General features: G+C 60.6%; 16 protein-coding genes. 12 read left to right on the forward strand and 4 right to left on the reverse strand.

The features are described 5' to 3' along the window. Positions 1 to 155 precede the first annotated feature (155 nt). From RT424_RS20925 to RT424_RS20950, 6 genes are all read left to right on the forward strand, one after another. Positions 156 to 2,486, forward strand: coding sequence for a TonB-dependent receptor (locus RT424_RS20925; protein WP_313442193.1), 2,331 nt, complete (start codon positions 156 to 158; stop codon positions 2,484 to 2,486). A 4-nt stretch (positions 2,487 to 2,490) separates the two neighbouring features. Then, positions 2,491 to 4,317, forward strand: coding sequence for an ABC transporter ATP-binding protein/permease (locus RT424_RS20930; protein WP_313442195.1), 1,827 nt, complete (start codon positions 2,491 to 2,493; stop codon positions 4,315 to 4,317). Next, a complete protein-coding gene (gene trxA, locus RT424_RS20935) occupies positions 4,314 to 4,649 on the forward strand; it encodes a thioredoxin (RefSeq protein ID WP_313442197.1) in 336 nt (111 codons plus the stop codon). The genes RT424_RS20930 and trxA overlap by 4 nt, the downstream gene beginning before the upstream one ends. Then, positions 4,646 to 5,521 carry a hypothetical protein gene (locus RT424_RS20940; RefSeq protein WP_313442199.1) on the forward strand — a complete coding sequence of 292 codons (876 nt, stop codon included), beginning with the start codon at positions 4,646 to 4,648 and terminating at the stop codon, positions 5,519 to 5,521. The genes trxA and RT424_RS20940 overlap by 4 nt, the downstream gene beginning before the upstream one ends. A 99-nt stretch (positions 5,522 to 5,620) precedes the next feature. Then, positions 5,621 to 6,535: a helix-turn-helix transcriptional regulator gene (locus RT424_RS20945; RefSeq protein WP_313442201.1), complete on the forward strand. Its 915-nt coding sequence runs from the start codon at positions 5,621 to 5,623 to the stop codon at positions 6,533 to 6,535. 36 nt (positions 6,536 to 6,571) lie between these two features. Further along, positions 6,572 to 8,656 (forward strand): M3 family metallopeptidase, encoded by a 2,085-nt coding sequence (locus RT424_RS20950; RefSeq protein WP_313442203.1) that lies wholly within the window; start codon positions 6,572 to 6,574, stop codon positions 8,654 to 8,656. An 18-nt stretch (positions 8,657 to 8,674) separates the two neighbouring features. On the opposite strand, the gene RT424_RS20955 is transcribed toward RT424_RS20950, so the two are convergent. Next, positions 8,675 to 9,244: a TetR/AcrR family transcriptional regulator gene (locus RT424_RS20955; RefSeq protein WP_313442205.1), complete on the reverse strand. Its 570-nt coding sequence runs from the start codon at positions 9,242 to 9,244 to the stop codon at positions 8,675 to 8,677. Between the two features lie 74 nt (positions 9,245 to 9,318). Between RT424_RS20955 and RT424_RS20960 the strand changes: the two genes are divergently transcribed. Then, entirely contained in the window at positions 9,319 to 10,515 is a 1,197-nt protein-coding gene (locus RT424_RS20960; RefSeq protein ID WP_313442207.1) for an MFS transporter, read from the forward strand. On the opposite strand, the gene RT424_RS20965 is transcribed toward RT424_RS20960, so the two are convergent. Then, on the reverse strand, positions 10,512 to 11,426 hold the full coding sequence (locus RT424_RS20965; RefSeq protein WP_313442209.1) for a LysR family transcriptional regulator: 915 nt from the start codon (positions 11,424 to 11,426) through the stop codon (positions 10,512 to 10,514). The two genes, RT424_RS20960 and RT424_RS20965, sit on opposite strands and share 4 nt — an antisense overlap. On the opposite strand from RT424_RS20965, the gene RT424_RS20970 reads away from it, so the two are divergent. From RT424_RS20970 to RT424_RS20990, 5 genes are read left to right on the forward strand one after another with little or no spacing between them, the layout of a single operon-like run. Beyond that, positions 11,376 to 13,772 carry a TonB-dependent receptor domain-containing protein gene (locus RT424_RS20970; protein ID WP_313442211.1) on the forward strand — a complete coding sequence of 799 codons (2,397 nt, stop codon included), beginning with the start codon at positions 11,376 to 11,378 and terminating at the stop codon, positions 13,770 to 13,772. The genes RT424_RS20965 and RT424_RS20970 overlap by 51 nt on opposite strands. Further along, positions 13,759 to 15,033 (forward strand): MFS transporter, encoded by a 1,275-nt coding sequence (locus RT424_RS20975; protein ID WP_313442213.1) that lies wholly within the window; start codon positions 13,759 to 13,761, stop codon positions 15,031 to 15,033. The genes RT424_RS20970 and RT424_RS20975 overlap by 14 nt, the downstream gene beginning before the upstream one ends. Next, the gene (locus RT424_RS20980; RefSeq protein ID WP_313442215.1) at positions 15,030 to 15,734 is read left to right on the forward strand and encodes a hypothetical protein; all 705 of its coding nucleotides are present in this window, start codon (positions 15,030 to 15,032) and stop codon (positions 15,732 to 15,734) included. Before RT424_RS20975 ends, RT424_RS20980 begins: the two co-directional genes overlap by 4 nt. Continuing rightward, positions 15,734 to 16,285, forward strand: a complete 552-nt coding sequence (locus RT424_RS20985; protein ID WP_313442216.1) for a hypothetical protein — start codon at positions 15,734 to 15,736, stop codon at positions 16,283 to 16,285. The genes RT424_RS20980 and RT424_RS20985 overlap by 1 nt, the downstream gene beginning before the upstream one ends. Next, positions 16,282 to 17,037: a glutathione binding-like protein gene (locus tag RT424_RS20990; RefSeq protein ID WP_313442218.1), complete on the forward strand. Its 756-nt coding sequence runs from the start codon at positions 16,282 to 16,284 to the stop codon at positions 17,035 to 17,037. Before RT424_RS20985 ends, RT424_RS20990 begins: the two co-directional genes overlap by 4 nt. A 23-nt stretch (positions 17,038 to 17,060) precedes the next feature. Here the strand turns inward: RT424_RS20990 and RT424_RS20995 are convergent, their stop codons facing one another. Both RT424_RS20995 and RT424_RS21000 read right to left on the reverse strand, forming a co-directional pair. After that, entirely contained in the window at positions 17,061 to 18,449 is a 1,389-nt protein-coding gene (locus tag RT424_RS20995; RefSeq protein WP_313442220.1) for a glycoside hydrolase family 28 protein, read from the reverse strand. A gap of 263 nt (positions 18,450 to 18,712) precedes the next feature. Continuing rightward, on the reverse strand, positions 18,713 to 18,989 hold a 277-nt coding region (locus RT424_RS21000), incomplete at its 5' end, for a c-type cytochrome (RefSeq protein WP_409521561.1).

Consider the following 18,989-nt stretch of genomic DNA (forward strand, 5'->3'; position numbering starts at 1 on the left):
CAAACTGTGCCGCACTTGGCGGCAAGACAATTGTATTGCAATGAGGCCTTCTAACCCACGGATGCGGGGAACAACGGCGGAAGCGCGATCTAGCTCATCGTGCTTCCTGCACTACCCCTGATCGGCTTCATTTCTGTGACAAAGTGGGGGTCCTTATGAGAAATCTTTATACTTTGAGCCTCTGGGCGTCAACGGTCACTGCCGTTGCCGTTCTTGCCGCCCCGGCTCAGGCGCAGGAGAGCAGCGCTGCACGGGTATACAATTTTGCCGTTTCGGGCGGTTCCCTGCCCCAGGTGATCGGGGAAATCTCCGCGCAGGCGCGTGCCGCCATCAGGATCGATACCGCGGCAGATGCCGCAACCCGCGTGGAAGGCATTTCCGGCCAGCACACCCTGTCCGAGGCGCTTGAAACCGTGCTCGCGGGAACGGATTGGGTGGTGGAGAAATTGCCGCGCAACGCCTACCGCATCGTGCGCCGAGACGGCTCCGGGGGCGACATCGTCGTCACCGCCCGGCGAGAAGACTTTGCCCGTACGAGTTCCAGTCTCCTGACCCGTACCGATACGCCGCTGCGCAAGACACCCGGCACCGTCGATTCCGTTACCGAAGAAGTGCTGGAAAGCCAGAACGCGATAGCCGTCAACGAGGCTCTGCGGAACATTCCGGGTGTGATTTTCTCCACCACCAATGGCCGCGCCGAAGCAATCGTGCGGGGCGATACCACCGGCGGCCTTACCTATATCAACGGTCTTCAGGGCAGCCGCCTCGCCTCCAACCCGCCGATTACCGATATCGAGGCCATCGAGGTTCTGAAAGGGCCTGCATCGATCCTGACCGGAAGTTCCATCTCAGGCGGCGTCATCAACTTCGTTCCCAAGCGTGCGACCGGACGCAAGGGCGGCGACGTGAGCATCGGCATCGGGTCGGGCCAGGAAGTCATCGCCTCGGCAGACGTCGGCGGTGCGATACTGCCAGATCAGGGCCTGTACTGGCGCTTGGCCGCGCTGTCGCAATATGCGGATCACCTTCCCGAAGGAGGCAAGCGGCCGTATCAGCGGGTCATCAACCCCATGCTCGGCTTTCGTTCGTCCGGAATCCGGTTCGATGCCAGTTTCCAATACTACGACAAGCGCACGCCCTATCAGGACAGTTCTTCCTACAGTCCCGACGAAGGCTTCCGCGATTACGGCAGCCGCCTGAGTGACGAGACCGGCACGCGCGTGAAATCGAAGCGTGGCTCGTACAGCCTGGAACTGGATCTCGCCAATTCCGAAGCGTTCAGCCTCACTCTGCGCAATCGGGGCCTGTACCAGGAAGCCGAACGCGGAATGCAATACCAGATTCCCTATGCATACGACTATTTCGGACTCGGCACCTTCACGTTGAACACCGCCGATTTCTCGAAGGACCAGCAGCTCAGCGAATACCTCGACCTTTATGCGAAGTTCGCGACCGGTCCGGTGGAGCACCAGTTGATCCTGGCCGGCGACCTGATGCATAGCGACACCAACCGTGCGGTGGCGCAGGATGTCGGTTTCGTGGACGGGACCTTCGTTCCGTCCCTCGATCTTCTGCCTGTTCCCGATGACGCGCCGCGATCGCTGACCAAGGTGCGCCAGTACGGGCTTGTCGTGCAGGACCAGTTGACCCTGGGACGGCTTCACGCATTGCTTGCGGTGAGGCAGACCTTTTTCACGCAGAAGCCCTATAGCCGCAACGCACAAGGACAGCTCGTCCGAGGCTCGTCCGACTATGACAAGACCAAGACCCTGTTCAATGGCGGCGTCGTCTACGATGTCCTCGACACAGCATCGGTCTATTTCAGCTACAGCAATGCATTTTCGGCGACCGATAGCTATTACCGCAACGCGGTTGGCGACGTGCTGCCGCCCTCCGTGCGCACGCAATACGAAGTCGGCGTGAAGTCGGGCCTGTTCAACGATCAACTCACCGTCAACCTTTCGGCATTCAAGTACTCGACCGACAATTCCCAGTTGCAGGACCCGGAGAACCCGGCCTTCTGGATTCCCGGCCCCGGATACAAGGGCAAAGGCGGCGAAATCTCGCTTTCAGGCACGATCACGCCGCAGCTGAAAGTCCTGGCAGGCTACACTTACACCGATGTGAAGCAAGGCGATGGCCGGCCAGGCATCGCCGCCCCGCGGCATGTCGCCAACCTCTGGGCCATCAAGACCTTCAAGCTTGAAAGCAAGGACACGATCGACTTCGGTTTCGGCGGCAATTACAATAGCGGCTTCTTCGCCCAGGATCTGCTTGGCGCATCGTACCCGCTGCCCCTCTACAAGATCGGCCGCGAACTCCTGACCGTGAACGGCAGTTTGAACTTCACGCACGGCCCAATCAGCGTGAATGCCACCGTCAACAACATTCTGGACAGGCGCAACTACCAGCCCTCAAGCAGCATCGGCCAGGTGCTGATAGAGGCGCCCCGGACTTTCCGCATCACCGTAATGGCAAGGCTCTGAACACATGACCATCGATGAAAGCCACTCCCTTGCCGATCCGGCCGACATAGAGGCCGCCGAGGGAAAGACGCCCCCCGAAAGTCGTGGGATTGGCGTTTGGCAAGATGTCAGACATGCCTTCGCTCTCGCGAAAAGGTACTTTGCCGCCGATCCCTGGATCGGCGGCATCCTGCTGGCCATTAAGCTGGGCATAGGCGCAGCGGTGAGCTTCGCCACGGTCAACGTGCAAATGACCATGGCTTCGGTGACCAGCGCGCTCGCCGAGCGCAACGGCGCGGTCATTCCCACGCTGCTGGCCACCGCCGTCGCCACGTTCTCTCTGGTTATCGTGGCGGCGTTGATAGCGGACTGGGTCCGCTACGTCCTGCGCATGCGCGCCCGTACGGTGCTGACCGGATCACTGCTCGATCGCTGGCTGTCCAACTCGCTCTATTACAAGCTCGAACGGACGGCCGAACTGGATCACCCTGAACAGCGTATCCAGGAAGACGTCTTCATCTTCGTCGAAGAGATGCTGTCGATCGTACCGAGCCTGATCGGCTCGCTGCTCCCGCTGTTCCTTTATGCTGGGAAACTATGGACGCTCTCTCCGCCGATCCCGCTCCATGGCATGGGAATGCCCTTCGTTCTGGAAGGCTACCTCGTCTATGCGACGGTGGGCTTCGCGCTGCTATGGACGGCCGTGACCCATTTCATGGGCTCGAAGCTGACCACGACGGAAATCACCCGGCAAGGCCTTGAGGCACAGTTCCGTCAAGAGATGGCCGGCGTGCGCGAGAACGGCGAGGCCATCGCATTCCAGAAGGGAGCTGTTTTCGAAAGCGCCCGCCTCCACGGTACCTTCGGCCTCATCAAGGAGAACTGGCGGCGCTATACATACGCGAACTTGCGCGTGACGGCGGCAACCCAGGTGCCGACGCTCGTGTTCATCATGGGGCCGGCCATCCTTTGCGCGCCATTCGTGATCGATGGACGGATGCGGGTCGGCGACATGCAATTCGTCAGTGCCGCGATGCTTGCCGTGTTCAGTGCGGTAGGCGTGGTAATCCAGTCGTACCGCCAACTGGCGATCCTTCGTTCGGCGGTTTCGCGTCTTCGCTACTTCGACACGCTGCTCTTCGCTCCGGCACCCGAAGCAGGCATTGCGCTTCTGCCCTCCGCCCAGGATCGCTATGCCACGAGGGATCTCTCCATTCGCTATCCCGATGGCAAGACGATGGTAAAGCTCGACGATATTGCCATCGAGCACGGGGCGCGCGTCCTTATAAAAGGGCGCTCTGGCGCAGGTAAAAGCACATTCCTGCGCGCGCTTGCCGGTCTGTGGCAGCACGGGCAGGGAACTATCACCACGCCCGAGACTGCCAAGGTCCATTTCATGCCCCAGCGCAGCTATATGCCCGACGGCACCCTGGCGAGCCTGATGGCCTATCCGGCCGACCCCTCGTCCGTATCCGACGAACGATATCGCTCCCTGCTGGAAAGGTTGGGCCTCGAAAGACTGGCGCCCCGCATCCATGAGTTCGCGCCCTGGCGCCGCACCCTCTCACCCGGCGAACAACAACGCATCGCCGCAGCGCGCGCTATCATAAATGCACCGGACTTCCTGTTCGTAGACGAGGCGACCAGCGCGCTCGATCTGCACTCTGAGGCAAACTTTTACACGCTGCTTGCCGAGCAACTGCCCGACACCGCCGTTATATCGATCGCACATCGCGCAACCGCGGAAGCCTACCACGACACGGTGGTCGAATTTGCCGATGGTCGGGCCGCACAAGGTCCGATCGATCACGCTTCACAAACGCGCGACCTTACAGAAGGAACGATCCAGTGACGCTGATTACCGACCTTTCCACCGCGGCGTTCGAAGAGGAAGTCCTTCTTGCGACGCAGCCGGTGCTGCTCGATTTCCATGCCAAATGGTGCGGTCCCTGCAAGGCGATCATGCCGACGCTGGAAGATCTTGCCAGGGAGTACGAAGGCGAAGTCAGGATCGTGAAGATCGATATCGAGGAAGAGAGCGATCTGGCGGAACGGTTCACGGTCCGCTCGGTGCCTACTTTCGTGCTCATGAAGAACGGCGAGGAGCAGGAACGCCCCGCGGGCATCCTGACAAGGGGCAGCCTTTCGGCTCTGTTCGAGCGTTATCTGGGAGAGGCTCAGTGAGCCAGGGAGCCTTTCTTTCGGACGAAGGTCTCCGCGCTATCCTGCTCGCGGATCTCGATGCGCAGGGGCTCGGAAAGGCGGAATGGCCACGCAGGGCGATCGAAGGCGACGATCCCCAAAGCGGACGCACCGGGTTCCACCCCGCCTTCACCGCACTGGTCTGCGAACTGGCGTCCGATCGACGGCCGGAAAGCGCGCAGGCTTTCGTCGCAGCGCTGTTGACCGCCCTGCCGCTGGGCGCCGACACGGCAGACCTTGTCCGTCGTTGGTTCGTGCATTCCTGGGATGCCTCCGCGGTCGCGATCGCAGAAGGCTTGGGGGAAGAGGCACGGCACCTTGCCCAGCCGGTGGTGGATCTGATCGAGAAAAGCCGACATGAACCCGTTCCAGGCAAGGCCTGGCGCACCCTGCGCGGTTCGTTGGCGCGAAATGCGCAAACCGACGTGCGAAGCGCAGACTATTTGCAGATACCCCTGGCGATGGCGTGGGATCTCGATCAGATTCCCAATGCGGTCAGCGATGCCGTAGCGGCCTGGAGCAGCGCTATCATGAAGGAGACCAATCGGGAAACCGGGTGGACCGGGGAGGTCTCCCTGGAAGCGAATGCCCTGAGCCACGGCTTCTACGAAAAGGCCGCCGCCGAAGTGCAGGGTATCGAGGATCGCGAAGTTCTGATCCGCTCGCTCAACACCCTGGTGGAAAAGTATAAATCGGAGTCCCCGCGCGCGCTGGAACTTGCGGCCAAGTATGAAGTGTGCTGGGCGAAAGTGGAGGAACGGCGGCAGGCCTGGCTGGATTCCGCCCGCAGCGACCTTGTCGCTCTGGCGAGCGAAGGAATTGCGCACCTTCAAAATACCGGCGAGTCCTCTTAATATCGCTATGTCGGGCATCCTGGTGAATGCCTCGCCGCCGTTCACCGCACATGGATCGGACATGCAGCATCTTCAAGTCGACGGGCAGCGCATCATCTTATGACCGAAGCTTTTGCGGCTGACGAAGCCAGGGAAGAACCATCGCTCGAACGCGTTTTCGGACCGTCCGACAACGCTTCGACCTTAGGTGCCGGTCACCCCTTGACGCTAGACACGGTTCAACGCGATCTTGCCGAACTGCATCTTCTTTCGGCACGATCGCTGCAGTTCCGATCCATGCCGCTGACGGACGCCAGTATCGCCAACTTGCGGATGCACATCTTCCTGCCAAGCGTCGGAAGTCTGACCGTTACGCAGATGAAATCGACACGGATGGTCGGCGCGGGCGATATCATGATCGTCTGCAACTGGGCCCCCTTCCAGATTTCGGCGCCCGAGACGTTCGAGGCGATGGTCATCACGGTGCCCGGTTGGTGGGCATTCCAGAACATCCTCGACTCCCGGTCTTCCATCGACGATCTCTATTTTCCCGCTACGCTGTTTTCCGCAGCCGCCACGCATGTCCTGGCGCGGAGCCTGTTTGCGTTGAACGATCATCCGCACCATGCAGGGCCGGGCCTGAGCGCCCTGGCGCAGCTCCTGCATACAGCGTTGAACGTGGCGAGGCCGGAACCGCTTCCGGGCTCGCAAATGGGGCGCATCGGTCAGATACTTCAATTCGTTTGCCAAAATGTCGAGAGTGAGAACATTTCGCCTCAAGAGGCCGCGACCGCGCTCAAATGCTCGGTGCGGACAATTCACAAGTCGTGCTCGGATTATGGAATCAGCTTCAACAACTTGCTGATGGAAGTGCGTCTTTCCGTGGCGTCCTATCAACTTGCCACCTCCAAGACCCGTATCTCCGACATCGCCTATTCCAGTGGCTTCGCAAGCCTGTCGCACTTCTGCCGCCTGTTCAAGAAGCGGGTCGGTGAATCCGCGTCAGCATATCGGCGCCGCTACCACGGGCACTGACAAGCCTACGCGCATTCTTGCGCAAGAAGGATGACCATGCAGACTTCCCAAGACTTCGAGGCAGCACAAGAGCTCCTGCTGGACGCCTTCGAGCTGCCGCCGTTCGATAGCCTGGAGCCCTCGGCGATCATTCCCGCCCTCAAGCTGGCCATATCCCGGCATCGCACCGTGCGGATGCGTGTCCTGGAGGGACGCCCCACCCGTTTCGACCAAGCCTGGATTCCACTCGAGCGCGCCGAAACGGCGATCAACGCGCTATGGTCAGCCGTGTCGCACTTGCGCGAAGTGGCCGACACTGCCGAACTGCGCGCCGCTTTCGTTGAAGGTCAGAGTCTCCTTGTCGACTACATGGTGGAAACCAATCAGGATCCAGACCTGTTTGCCATCTTCGAAGACCTCGCCAAAGCGACAACCTTCTTATCACTGCCGTCCGTGGACCGAGTCGCGGTGGAGCGCACGCTGCGGGATCGCCGCCTTGCCGGCGTAACGCTGTCCGATGAGCAGCGCATGCGCTTTCGCGAGATATCGCTACGTCTTTCCGCGCTTTCGACGGCGTTCGGCTCTGCTGTCCTCGATGCTACCCAGGCATGGTACGAACACGTAACCGACGAACGGGCGCTCACCGGCATTGCCGAGGCGGACAAGGCCAGCTTCGCCGCTGCCGCGCGCCTTCGCGGTCTCGATGGATGGTGCATCACTCTCCAACAGCCCAGTGTCAGCGCCGTGATGTCGTTCTGCGAGAACCGCGAACTGCGTGCCCGCCTGTACAGGGCTTCGGGCACACGCGCTTCCGACCAGGGGCCGAACGCAGGCGAATACGACAATTCGGCAAGAATTGCCGAAATATTGGCGCTGCGCCGCGAACTGGCGGCGCTTCTCGGCTTCGCGACACCCGCACACTGGTCGCTGGCGACCAAGATGGTCGATGCTCCGGGCGACGTGACCGTGTTTTTGCGCGACCTCGCCGCACACGTGCGCCCCGCTGCGGAGCGGGACATGGAGACGTTGCGCACTTTCGCGCGTGAGCATCTGGATCTGGCCACCCTGGAGCCCTGGGACATCGCATTTGCGAGCGAACGACTGCGACGCAACGCGCATGCCATCGACGAGCAGGAAATCCGTTCCTATTTCCCGATCGAAAGGGTGCTTGCGGGATGGCAGAACCTTCTGACGGACCTGTTCGCCCTGTCCATGAAAACGCGGGACGGCGTGGCCCTGTGGCACGAGCAGGCGCAATACCTCGACATTTTCGACGCCGATGGAGCGCTGATCGCCGGGATCTATCTCGACCTGCACGCCCGCCCCGGAAAAAGAGGCGGCGCCTGGATGTCGTCCGCGCGGCCTCGGATTTGCGACGAGGGACGCGGCAATATCCCGGTAGCCTACCTCACGTGCAATTTCGCACCGCTCACCGCCGGTGCGCCGGCCTTGCTGAGCCACTGGGACATCCAGACCCTGCTGCACGAAACCGGGCACTGCCTGCACCAGATACTCACGCAAGTCGATCGGCCGAACATCGGCGGAATTCGGGGATTCGAATGGGACGCTGTCGAACTGCCCAGCCAGGTCATGGAAGATTTCGCCTGGGACCGGGAGATCGTTGCCAGCATGTCGGGTCACCATGAAACCGGCACGCCACTTCCCGACGAGATGTTCGACCGGCTCCTGAATGCACGGCATTTCCAATCCGGCATGACATTGGCCCGGCAACTGGAACTCGGCCTGTTCGACATGCAGCTTCACCTCGCCACCCACCCGGTCGATCCGATGGAGGTGCTGGAAGGCGTGCGTGACGATGTAAGCGTGTCCCGCCCGCCGGCCTGGCATCGCTTCCCCCACGCCTTCACGCATATCTTCGCCGGCGGGTATGCGGCGGGATATTACAGCTACTTGTGGGCGGAAGTGCTGGCAGCCCACGCCTTCGAGGCCTTCCTTCGGAACGGCCCGGTCGACCGGCAGACAGGCGAGCGTTTCCGGGCCGAAATCCTCGCCCGAGGCGCATCCCGACCCGCCGCAGAGAGCTTTCGCGCTTTCATGGGATGCGATCCCGACCCTTCGGCATTGCTTCGGCGGCGTGGATTGGCCGCGCGATACATCTCGCAATACGCCAGCGAGCGATAGCCCGGCGACTTTGGCCCTTCAGCGCGAAGGTACGATGGCACGGGCCAATCTGATCGCACAGGCGCGATCGAGCGGCTCGCCCAGGAGCAGGCGATACCAGAATGCGCCGTGCAGCATATCGACCGCGGTGTCCACGTCGGTGCCGGCGGGAAGTTCGCCACTCTCGATGGCGCGATCCAGGATGGAACGCATGGCGGTTTCTCTCGGCTTGGCGAAACGCTCGCGGAAGTGCTTCAGGAACCCCGCATCGGATTGCGCTGAGGCAATCAGGTTGCGAAGGGCGGCTCCATCGCGTTCCAGATGTCGAAACAACCGCGTCAGGAATTCCACAAGCGAGGGCTCAAGGCGTTCGTAGTTTTCGAGATCCGCTGTCGAGGCGCTTTCGAACAGCGCATCCAGAACGATTTCGGCCTTGCTCGGCCAGCGGCGGTACAGCGTTTGTCGCCCGATCCCCGCCTGGACGGCAATCTCTGCGATAGTGACATCGGCATATCCGCGACTCGCAACGAGGTGCCGGGTAATCTGCAAGACCTTCCCGTCTGTTTCCGGATTGCGCGGCCGACCGGCGGGTTTCCGTTCGCTATTCATCGATCATCCATTTCGAGACTTCGTTCTCGAATATATACGAGACGGCGTTACCGTAATTAGATCCGGATGCAAGCATGGACGAAGCGCACGAATCTCGTAAAGCGACGACGCCGCTATCGCCGGTTGGCGTCCTTACCTTGCTTTCGGTTGCAAGCCTTACGATCATGGTGGGCTACGTCATCGTTCCCGGCCTCCCGAGTATCGCCTCGGCCCTCAACCTCGGGAAAGCGTCGGGCTGGCTGATCACGCTCCCTTCCCTCGGTGTCGTTCTGTTCGGTCCCGTCGCCGGGCGCATCATCGATGCTATCGGCCCTCATGGATCGCTGCGCCTCGGCCTGCTGCTATATGGTAATCTCGGCCTTGCAGCAGTCTTTTTGCCTGGCGTTTCGCTCGTCCTGGCCGATCGGGTGCTGCTCGGTGGAGCAACCGCGCTCGTCATGTGCGGCGGAACGGCGCTCATCTCGGAATTCTTTGCGGGCAAAGAGCGCCTGCGCATGATTGCCCGCCAGGGAATGGCCATCGAACTTGGAGGGGTGATCTTCCTGGCCTTGGGAGGCTGGCTCACCGCATTCGGCTGGGCCGCACCCTTCTCGCTTTATGCCGTTGCCCTACTCTTTCTCGCCATAACCTTTTGGTTTATTCCGCAGGGGCACCGAAGCGCTCCCGAACAGCACCACTGCGTCGGCACGGTCGGCAGCAGTTCCCTGAAGCCGGTGTTCCTGGCCGCCTTGTGCTCGATGGTGGTATTCTTCGCGGCGGTCATCCTCTTGCCTTTTCGCCTGACGAAACCGGAGCTGGCCGGACTGTCCGAATCCCAAACCGGCTACTTTCTTTCCTTTGTCTCGCTCGTTGCGGTGGGTTTCGCAGGCATCCTGGCGAAAATCACGGCTCGTATCGGAGACCGCCGCACATTGATGATGGCCTTCGTCGCCTATGCAGCCGCATATATCTGCTTTGCGACCGCGAAAGGGCTGGCGCCGTTCGTTCTTGGCGGAATATCGCTCGGAGCGGGATTTGGATTGTCGATCCCGCTGGTGAACCATATGACGGTAGAGCGTAGCCCGGTTCACTTGCGCGGTCGCAATCTCGCCTATCTGTCCATGGCGATCTTTGCCGGCCAGTTCCTTGCCTCTCCCTTGGGATACGTTCCCGGCGGCACGGCGAACAGCATGCTTGTCGCCGCCACGATCGCGCTGGCCGCGGCCCTGTTCGGCCTCACCCAGAGGCCCGCGAACGACGTGGCCGTCAACGAAGACCAGGGCGCAACCTAGCGCTTTTCCAAGTCGATTTCGGCCGCGATATCGTGGAGGTTGCCGACGAAGATCTCGGCCAATGGCGAGGGCGCCACATTCTTGCGCTGCTTCACTCCGACCACCCGCGAAGGCGCATGGGCAAGGGGGATGGCCGGAAAGGGCAAGTCCCTCCCCACCAGTTGCAACCGGCTGACCACGGCCACGCGATTGGCATTGCAGATCAATCGTTCCTGCGCCGCGACCGCATCGGTATGAATGGCCCGTTCCGGCCACGGAACCCCGGCAGCGGTGAACAGGGCATCGAGTATCTGATGCGACATGGTGGCCTCGCTGGGCAGCACCCAGGCCTCCTCTCGCAAGTCTTCGATACGGATCTGCGGCTCGCCCGCCAATCGGTGCCGAGGGGCGACGCCGATCAGAAAGTACTCGTCCATAAGCCTGGCGTGAACGAGATCGGGGGGAACGGCATGGATATCGTCGTTCGAACTGACCAGCAGATCTATCTCGCCCCGCTGCAAGGCGGGGACGAGATTCACGTCGAGACCTGCGGTTATGCTGGCGATCATGTTCGGCACGGCCTGCGCGGCGCGCGACATCGCCTCGGGAACGAGACCGATCATCACCGGAGGCGTGGCACCGACCTTCAAAGGACCGACCAGATCGCGCACGTGCCCGCGCAGCTCTTCCTCGACCCCGAACAGGAGCGAGTCCAGATCGGCGGCTCGTCGCGCAATAATTCGTCCCGCATCCGTCAACGACGAGCCTCGCGCGCCCCGATCAAACACTTTCGCGCCGATGCGCTTTTCCAATAAGGCGATATTCTTCGACAGTGCCGGTTGAGACATGCCCAAGGCATCGGCCGCACGTCCGAAACTGCCGTGCTCGACGACCGCCAGGACCGCCTGAAGGTGACGGGGAACAATTCTCATAACCTCATCTCATATCGCCCTATCCCTCGGTTCCACATCGCGCCTCTTTCCAAACGGTCGTCAACCCGCAGCCTGCCGAGAAGCCATAACCCAGAAGAATGCCTCCATGCCTTAAAGCGATTGGACCCTTTGTCTACCAAATTGATAGAGAAAGCGCGAAGTGAACAAAAATTGGGGTTTCAGGCAGTGAAGAGTTCTGTGGGATTAGCAGCCTTTCTGACCTTCGCCAGCGGATCCACCGCAATGGCGCAGGCCGTTCCAGAAGCCATCGGCACGGCTTCGACGGCGGAAGCCAAGGCTGCTGGATCGGGGCTCTCCGACATCGTTGTCACTGCCCAGAAGCGCCGCGAAGACATTCAGCACAGCCCGGTGGCGGTGACGGCGATCTCGGGGGAAGGACTGAAGGCGATGGGAATCGTCGACAGCGCCTCTCTTTCCAAGGCCATCCCCAGCGTCCAGATCTTCGACCGTGGCAGTGGGACGAACATCGCAATCCGCGGCGTCATCAGCATCAATGCGCAGCCTCAGGGCGACCCTTCAGTCGCGTTCAGTGTCGATGACGTCTATATTGCCCGTCCCCAGTCCTCACGCTCGATCTTTTTCGATACCAACCGCGTGGAAGTGCTGCGCGGCCCGCAAGGTACGGTCTATGGCCGTAATGCCACCGCCGGCGCCATCAATGTGGTAAGCAACGACCCGGTATTCCGTTTCGAAGGTGCCGCCGGTATCGAATTGGGCTCCTTCGATACTCTCGGCGTGAACGGCGTCGTCAATGTTCCTCTCAGCGACACTGTCGCGGTTCGCGCGGCCGTCCAGACCTACCGCCATGACGGCTACATCGGCAAATACGAAGATGCGAACTCGTTCGCGGGCCGTCTGAAAGTGCTTTTCCAGCCTACCGACACCTTCTCGATCCTGCTGACCGGCAGCCATTCGCACCAGGGCGGCAAGGGCTCGGGAGACGTCGCATATCCCTACGTCGACGCCGACGATCCCTGGTACAACAGCAACTACCCGGACGACTATGGCCATCGCGACGACAATTTTACGACCGTGAGCGGAAAGCTGGTATGGGATCTTGGACCTGCCGCCCTTACCTACATCGGCACGTACTCGCGATTCAAACAGGACAGCCGGTTCGGACAGACCGCCGCTCTATCGGTCGGCAAGCTGTCGACCAATCAGTGGACCAACGAAATCAGGTTGTCCTCGACGAATGAAAGCAACGACGCTGGCACCTTGAAATGGCTGGTCGGCCTGTATCAGTTCGACGAATCCGTCTGGAACATCGGCGGGATATCCAATCCGGTCAATCGCAAGACTTATGGCCCCTATGCCCTCGTCGTAGAGAACGATACCTACATGACTTCCCGTTCCATTGCCGGCTTCGCGCAAGGAACCTACTCGCTGCTCGACACACTCAGGCTGACCGCCGGCATTCGCTATACGGAAGACCGCAAAAGCCAATCCGGCTCGCAGACCCAGACGATGGGGACCACGAGTACCGTCGTACCTGCGTTCGGACACGTGAAATTCACAAACACGAGCTACAAGCTATCCGTGGATGCCGATCTCGCCAGCCATGTTCTCGGCTATGCGACCGTATCGACCGGCTTTCACAGCGGAGGACTCTTCGAATCCGCGACTACGCCGAACTACTACCAGCCTGAAGAACTGACCAGTTATGAGGTCGGCCTCAAAAGCAGGTTGTTCGACAATCGCGTCGAGATCAATCTTTCCGGATACTACTACGACTACAAAAACTATCAGGCCCAGGTCACTCGCCGCCCTTCCGTTCCCAATATCGTCAATGCAGCAAAGGCAAAGTTCAAGGGCGTAGAACTGGATAGCACCGTTCTGGTCGGAAAGAACGGCACGCTTCGCCTGTCCGGGGCCTTCATCGATGCGAAGTTCCAGGACTTCTGCGTCGATAGCGTGAACTATTCCGTAACGGGCGGCGTGATCGGCACATGCAACGGCGCGCCCGGCTATGACTTGTCCGGCTACGAAGTGCCATTCGTATCTAAATGGGCTGCGACAGTGGGGTATGAGCAGCGTTTTCCGCTCGCGAACCTCGGCGAAATACAGGCCGGCGTGACGTCTCAGTTGCGTAGCCATTTCGCCGGAAGCCTCTCGGCCGATCCGCGCGCGCAGATCAAGGGCTGGACCAGCACGGATTTGACCCTGGGTTATTATCCCGACAATGCACGCTGGAACGTGACGGCCTACGTCCGCAACCTCGAGGACGGCGCCAATGCGACATGGTCCGGCCCGACCGCAGGACGGTTCAACCGCATTCTTTCCGCGCCGCGGCGTTTCGGGGCGACGTTCGATGTCAAATTCTGACCGACCGGATCGGAGTGCCCGACCGGACTCCGATTTGTCCGCCTCCTGCAAGGCCAGGGTGGCCATCGCCTGCGCAATCGGGTCTGCGGTTGGGCCGGCCGCGTTCTACTCCCCGACATTTCCGTTCGTGCTTCAGGCAATGTCGCAGGAGTTCGCATGGCCGATCGCGAAGATAACCGGCGCTTTCGCGCTGTCGGTGCTGAGCGTTCCCGTCGTTCTTTCGGTCTGCGGGTTTCTGGTCGATCGGTTCGGCGCCCGCAGCGTGGTACTGCCTGCCATCGTCGTCTACGGCTTGAGCACACTGGCATTCGGCTTCGTCGGCGCCTCGCTCTGGCAGATCGGCCTCCTTTTCCTGCTCAGCGGGATAGGTGGGCTTGCCGCCACGATGCCGCTGCTCAAGACGGTTTCCGCCACGTTCGGCAACCGCCGGGGACTTGCACTGGCAGCGCTGATCGGCGGCGCAGGCGCTTTATCGGGCGCTATCGCTGCGCCTGGGGTGCAGGCGGTGATAGCGCAGTGGGGCTGGCGAACCGCTTTTCTCGTACTCGCCGGCTTCATCCTGCTGGTCGCTCTGCCGATACTGCATGTCCTGCTTCCTGGTGAGACATCAGGCCGCCAGGCACCGACGAACGCCGAAACCGAAACCGGGGCAAACGACGGTTCGACGCTGAGCGAAGGGCTGCGATCAAGGGCATTCTGGTTGGTTACTCTGGCCCTGGCTTTCAACGCCTTTGTGGTAATGGCTTTTCGACAGCACATCGTCTTCATATTCGGCGAGCAAAAGCTGCCTGCCGATATTTCCGCCTATGCGACTTCCGTCCTCCTGCTTGCGTCGATACTGGGACAGTTTGGTGCAGGCCTGGTAGCGGACCGGTCCCGCAGGCCGATAGCTTCGCTGCCGTTTTTCCTGTTTCCCGCCGCCGGGCTGATCCTGGTGCTGTTTGCGGATGACATTCCCTCGATCGCTCTGACGGGAGCCTTTCTGCTCGGCCTCGGGTCCGGCGGGGAGAATTGCCTCAGTCCGATACTCACGGCGCGTTACTTCGGCCTTCGCTCGTTCGGCAGGTTACAAGGTATCAAACTGGCCATCATGACTTTTGCCACGGGGTTGTCGGCCACGGCAACGGCTCTGCTGGTGAGCGCGGGGTGGAGCTACGCCGAACTGGGCCGCGCCGCCCTTTTCCTGCTGGCGCTGGGCGCCGTGGCCGTCCTGGGCCTTCCGCCTTACCCGTCCCCTCAAACGGTAAAGATCGCACGATGACAAAACTGTTCTACATTCCCGGCGCATGTTCCTTCGGGCCGCATATGGCGCTGCGAGAAGCCTCTATTCCCTTTTCCCTGCAACGGGTGTCCTTCGTCGACGAACGCTCGGGAGAACCGATCGCCGTGCTCAATCGGGCGGCGCGCGAAAAGGGCTATCGCGCAGTATATGGGGACAACCGACCGTTCAGGGAAATCTCCCGGAAAGCGCTGGTGCCGGCCCTGCTGCGCGACGATGGCATGCTTCTGACCGAAGGTTCGGCAATCTACCAGTTCATCGCGCAGGCAGCGCCCCGGAAAAGCCTGGCTCCCCCAGAAGGAAGCCGCGAATACTATGTTTTTCTGTCATGGCTGAGCGAAATCGCATCGCGCGTACACAAGGCCATTCACGTCATCAGCCACTATGGCCTGTCAGGCGACATTCGGGAACAATGGAAGGCAGGGTTGATAGAGTGCCTGGATCGGGCCGCCGACCTCATCAGGCGGACCGGCTATATCCTTGGCGAATTCAGCCTGGTCGATCTCTATGCGTTCATGAATTGGCATGTGGCCGTGGATGTCGTCATAGGCGATTTTTCACGCTGGCTGGACATAGCCGATTACTTCGACCGGATATCCGCCCGGCCCGCCGTCTCCGAGGCAATCGTTACCGAAGGGACGCAAGCACGTTACTTTCGATCCATCGTCGGAGTAGGACGATAATGCACTTTCATCAAGGTTCCGACAGCGGAAGCAAGGCCGCGGCGATCGTCTTCCGGGCAGCGGAACTCATACCCGCGTTCTGGGAAACCACGCCCGTTTGCGATCCCCGATTGATCCTCACTCCCGGAATCGAACTTCGATCGGCTCCCGCCATCCTGCAATATCAGGCGGCCCAGGCTCGCAAGTTCAAGCCCCAGGACCAGGCGCACACGCTTCGCATCTCGGAATGGCTCAATTACCTTTTGACCGAGATAGATTACTCCGGACGGCCGCTTGCCGCAAAAGTCGAAGATGGCGCGTCTCTTGAACGATTGGCGCAGTCCCAGTCGAACAAATGGACATTCCTGCTCCAGAATATCGAAGCGACGCGGTTCCTTGCAGGAACGGCCTTGAGCGTCGCGGACGTATACCTTCTGGCCTGCCTCTTCCATCTTGAAAGCCCCAGCCTTCTAAAAATTTTCTCAAAATATACAGCAAACATCTCCGCAGAACTGACCGGAACTTCCGGCGACGACGCCGAGGCAATTGTCAGAGAATGGACGAGACCATGATCGATCTCTATTTTTCGAGCACCCCCAATGGGATCAAGGTCCTTATTTTTCTGGAGGAGTTCTCGATCGCCTACAAAGCCAATCACGTAAGCACTCTCGCCGGAGAACAGTTCACACCTGAATTTCTCCGGATCTCACCGAACGCCAAGATCCCAGCAATTGTCGATCAAGACCCTTCCGGTCGATCCGGCCCGATCAACGTCTTCGAATCCGGCGCCATTCTCCTATACCTCGCTGGTAAGCTGCCCTCGCCTTCGCCGCTCGAAGCCGCAGACTGGCCGCAAGTGATATCATGGCTGTTTTGGCAAATGGCATCGCTTGGACCCGTTTCCGGTCAAAGGGCGCATTTCGATCGTCATGCTCCGCCGTCGATCGACAAGTACGCCCTTGACCGCTTCGACCGTGAATTGGCGAGGCTCTACACCGTTCTCGACATTGCGTTGCAGGACCGCGAGTTCGTTGGTGACAGTTTCTCGATCGCCGATATCGCGATCTATCCATGGCTGCGAAATCATGAAATGCTGGGCCGCAACCTCGACGCCTACCCGTCGTTGCTGGACTGGTTCACACGTGTAACGCAGCGCCCCTCAGTGGTGAAGGCCTATGCCCTCGCGGCCGAGCACGGCCTGAAATGGCCGGAGAATATCACCGAGGAACAACGCAGATTGCTCTTTGCCTGTACCGAGGAAGACATGCGCGATGCCTATAACGGAAAAATCGCGCCATGGCCGGATAACCCCGTGCGCAATTGACCACGCTACCTCAGAGCGGCACATCAGCGGTCGGAGAACCCCTGCACATTGACCGTCTCCACTGCTTCGGCGGCGACCGTACCCACCCTGATATTGCGCAGTGTCACGTTCCTGACCGGAAGCTCCGTTTCGCCCTTGATCCTTGCCCGAAACTGCGCCGATGCGGCAGTCACGTTCTCGATGTGCAGTCCTTCGATCGGGGTCAGCTTCCGCTGGTAGGTCGGCACCAGCGTTCGCCATTGATAGAGCACGTCGGTATCAACGCTCAGCACGCCGCCAACGATTGCGCTCGAACTGACATTGGAGAGGTATATGTTGCGGACGTAGCCGCCGCGCCGTTCGTTCGTCTTGACGAACAGGAGATTGTTCAGCGCACTTTTCGCCCCCGCATCCTGCTCGACACGGCAGTGATTCACGAACACGTTCTCGATCCCGCCCGAAAGCTCGCTGCCGATGGCCATCAGCTGATGGCCGTTCTTCACCAGGCAATTGCGCATGACGATGTTGCGGGAAGGCGTAGCCAGTCGCCAGGCATCGTCTTCACGCCCCGATTTCACCGAAACGGCATCGTCGCCCTGGTCGAAGACGCAATCCTCGATCAGTACATTCTGGCTCATTTCAGGGTCGACGCCGTCGTTATTGTGGCCATCGGCCGTGATCCGGACCTGACGGATCACCACATCCCGACAAAGATAGGGATGGATAGTCCAGAAAGGGCTATTCTGGATCGAGACTCCCTCTATCAGCACATGGCGGCAGCGATTGAACTGAATGAAATGCGGCCGCAAATTTGCGGCCCCCTTGGTCATGTCGCGCTGCGCGACAGGACTGGCCGCCCGCGCCAGCTGATACAGCTCGACTAGCCCTTCCATATGCGCCTTCGGCCGGCGATACCATTCGCGCCAGACGTCAAGCTCCGCCTGAAGCCGTCCCGTGCCCGTAATCGCGATGTTTTCGCAGCCATAGGCATAGATCAAGGGAGAATAGTTGAGGCACTCGATCCCCTCCCAACTCGTCTGCACAGGTGGAAGATAATCCCGCGGGTTCGGGGAAAACAGCAATGTCGCGCCATCTTCGAGATGGAGATTGACGTTGCTTTCCAGATGGATGGGACCGGTTCTCCAGGTTCCTGCCGGCACCAGCACAGTCCCCCCGCCCGCCGAGCGGGCAGCGAGGATTGCCTGGCGCATCGCGGCGTCGGTCCTGGCCTGATCGCCCGGCACCGCGCCGAGGCTCGCGATCGAAAAGCGCGCTGCCCCCGTGAAATCCGGAACCCGAACGGCAGGCATCGGGAAAGGCGCGTCAACGTGGTAGGTGCGGTAGCGTCCGGCACCACGCGCTTGAGCCACGCCCGGCAGAAGGGGGAGCAGCAACGTTGCCTGCACAATGGTCCTGCGATCCATGATCGTCATGCCGGTCCTTGCTTCTCTCCCGAACTCGCTAAAGTTCCGATGCCATGCATTGTGGTGAACGTCCCATATAGCGTATCGACGGTCCATAATGCAACCGGTCGAGCGTTGCAATGGACTACTGAGGCACTACCACACACGATCGACCGTTCCGGCGATCTCTCACCGGATCGGTCGATTCCATAAGGCATCCATCAGGATGCAAGACCAATGGACCCCGCCCCATCGTTGGGAAGAAAGCCCGCTTCCGCGTGCAAGACAAGAGGTCAGTTGGCCGGCAGGTTCCTTGCGGCATCCAGGGTCTTGCGCATGTGCGCGACGTCGCTTTCGGCGACAGGCCTTGCGGCATTGCCCCAGCTGTTGCGGATATAGTCGAGCGTCTCGGCGATCTGCCGGTCATCCATCTTCCAGGCGAAAGACGGCATACCCGCTCCGGTCGGCTTCGAATGGGTGGACGCGGCGCGGCCACCGACCAGCATGACATGGATCGCGCTGGCGGCATCGTCGGACTGCAAGGCCTGGTTGCCCGCGAAAGCCGGAGTC

Origin of the sequence: Novosphingobium sp., from assembly GCF_032093395.1 — a bacterium.
GTDB lineage: Bacteria > Pseudomonadota > Alphaproteobacteria > Sphingomonadales > Sphingomonadaceae > Novosphingobium.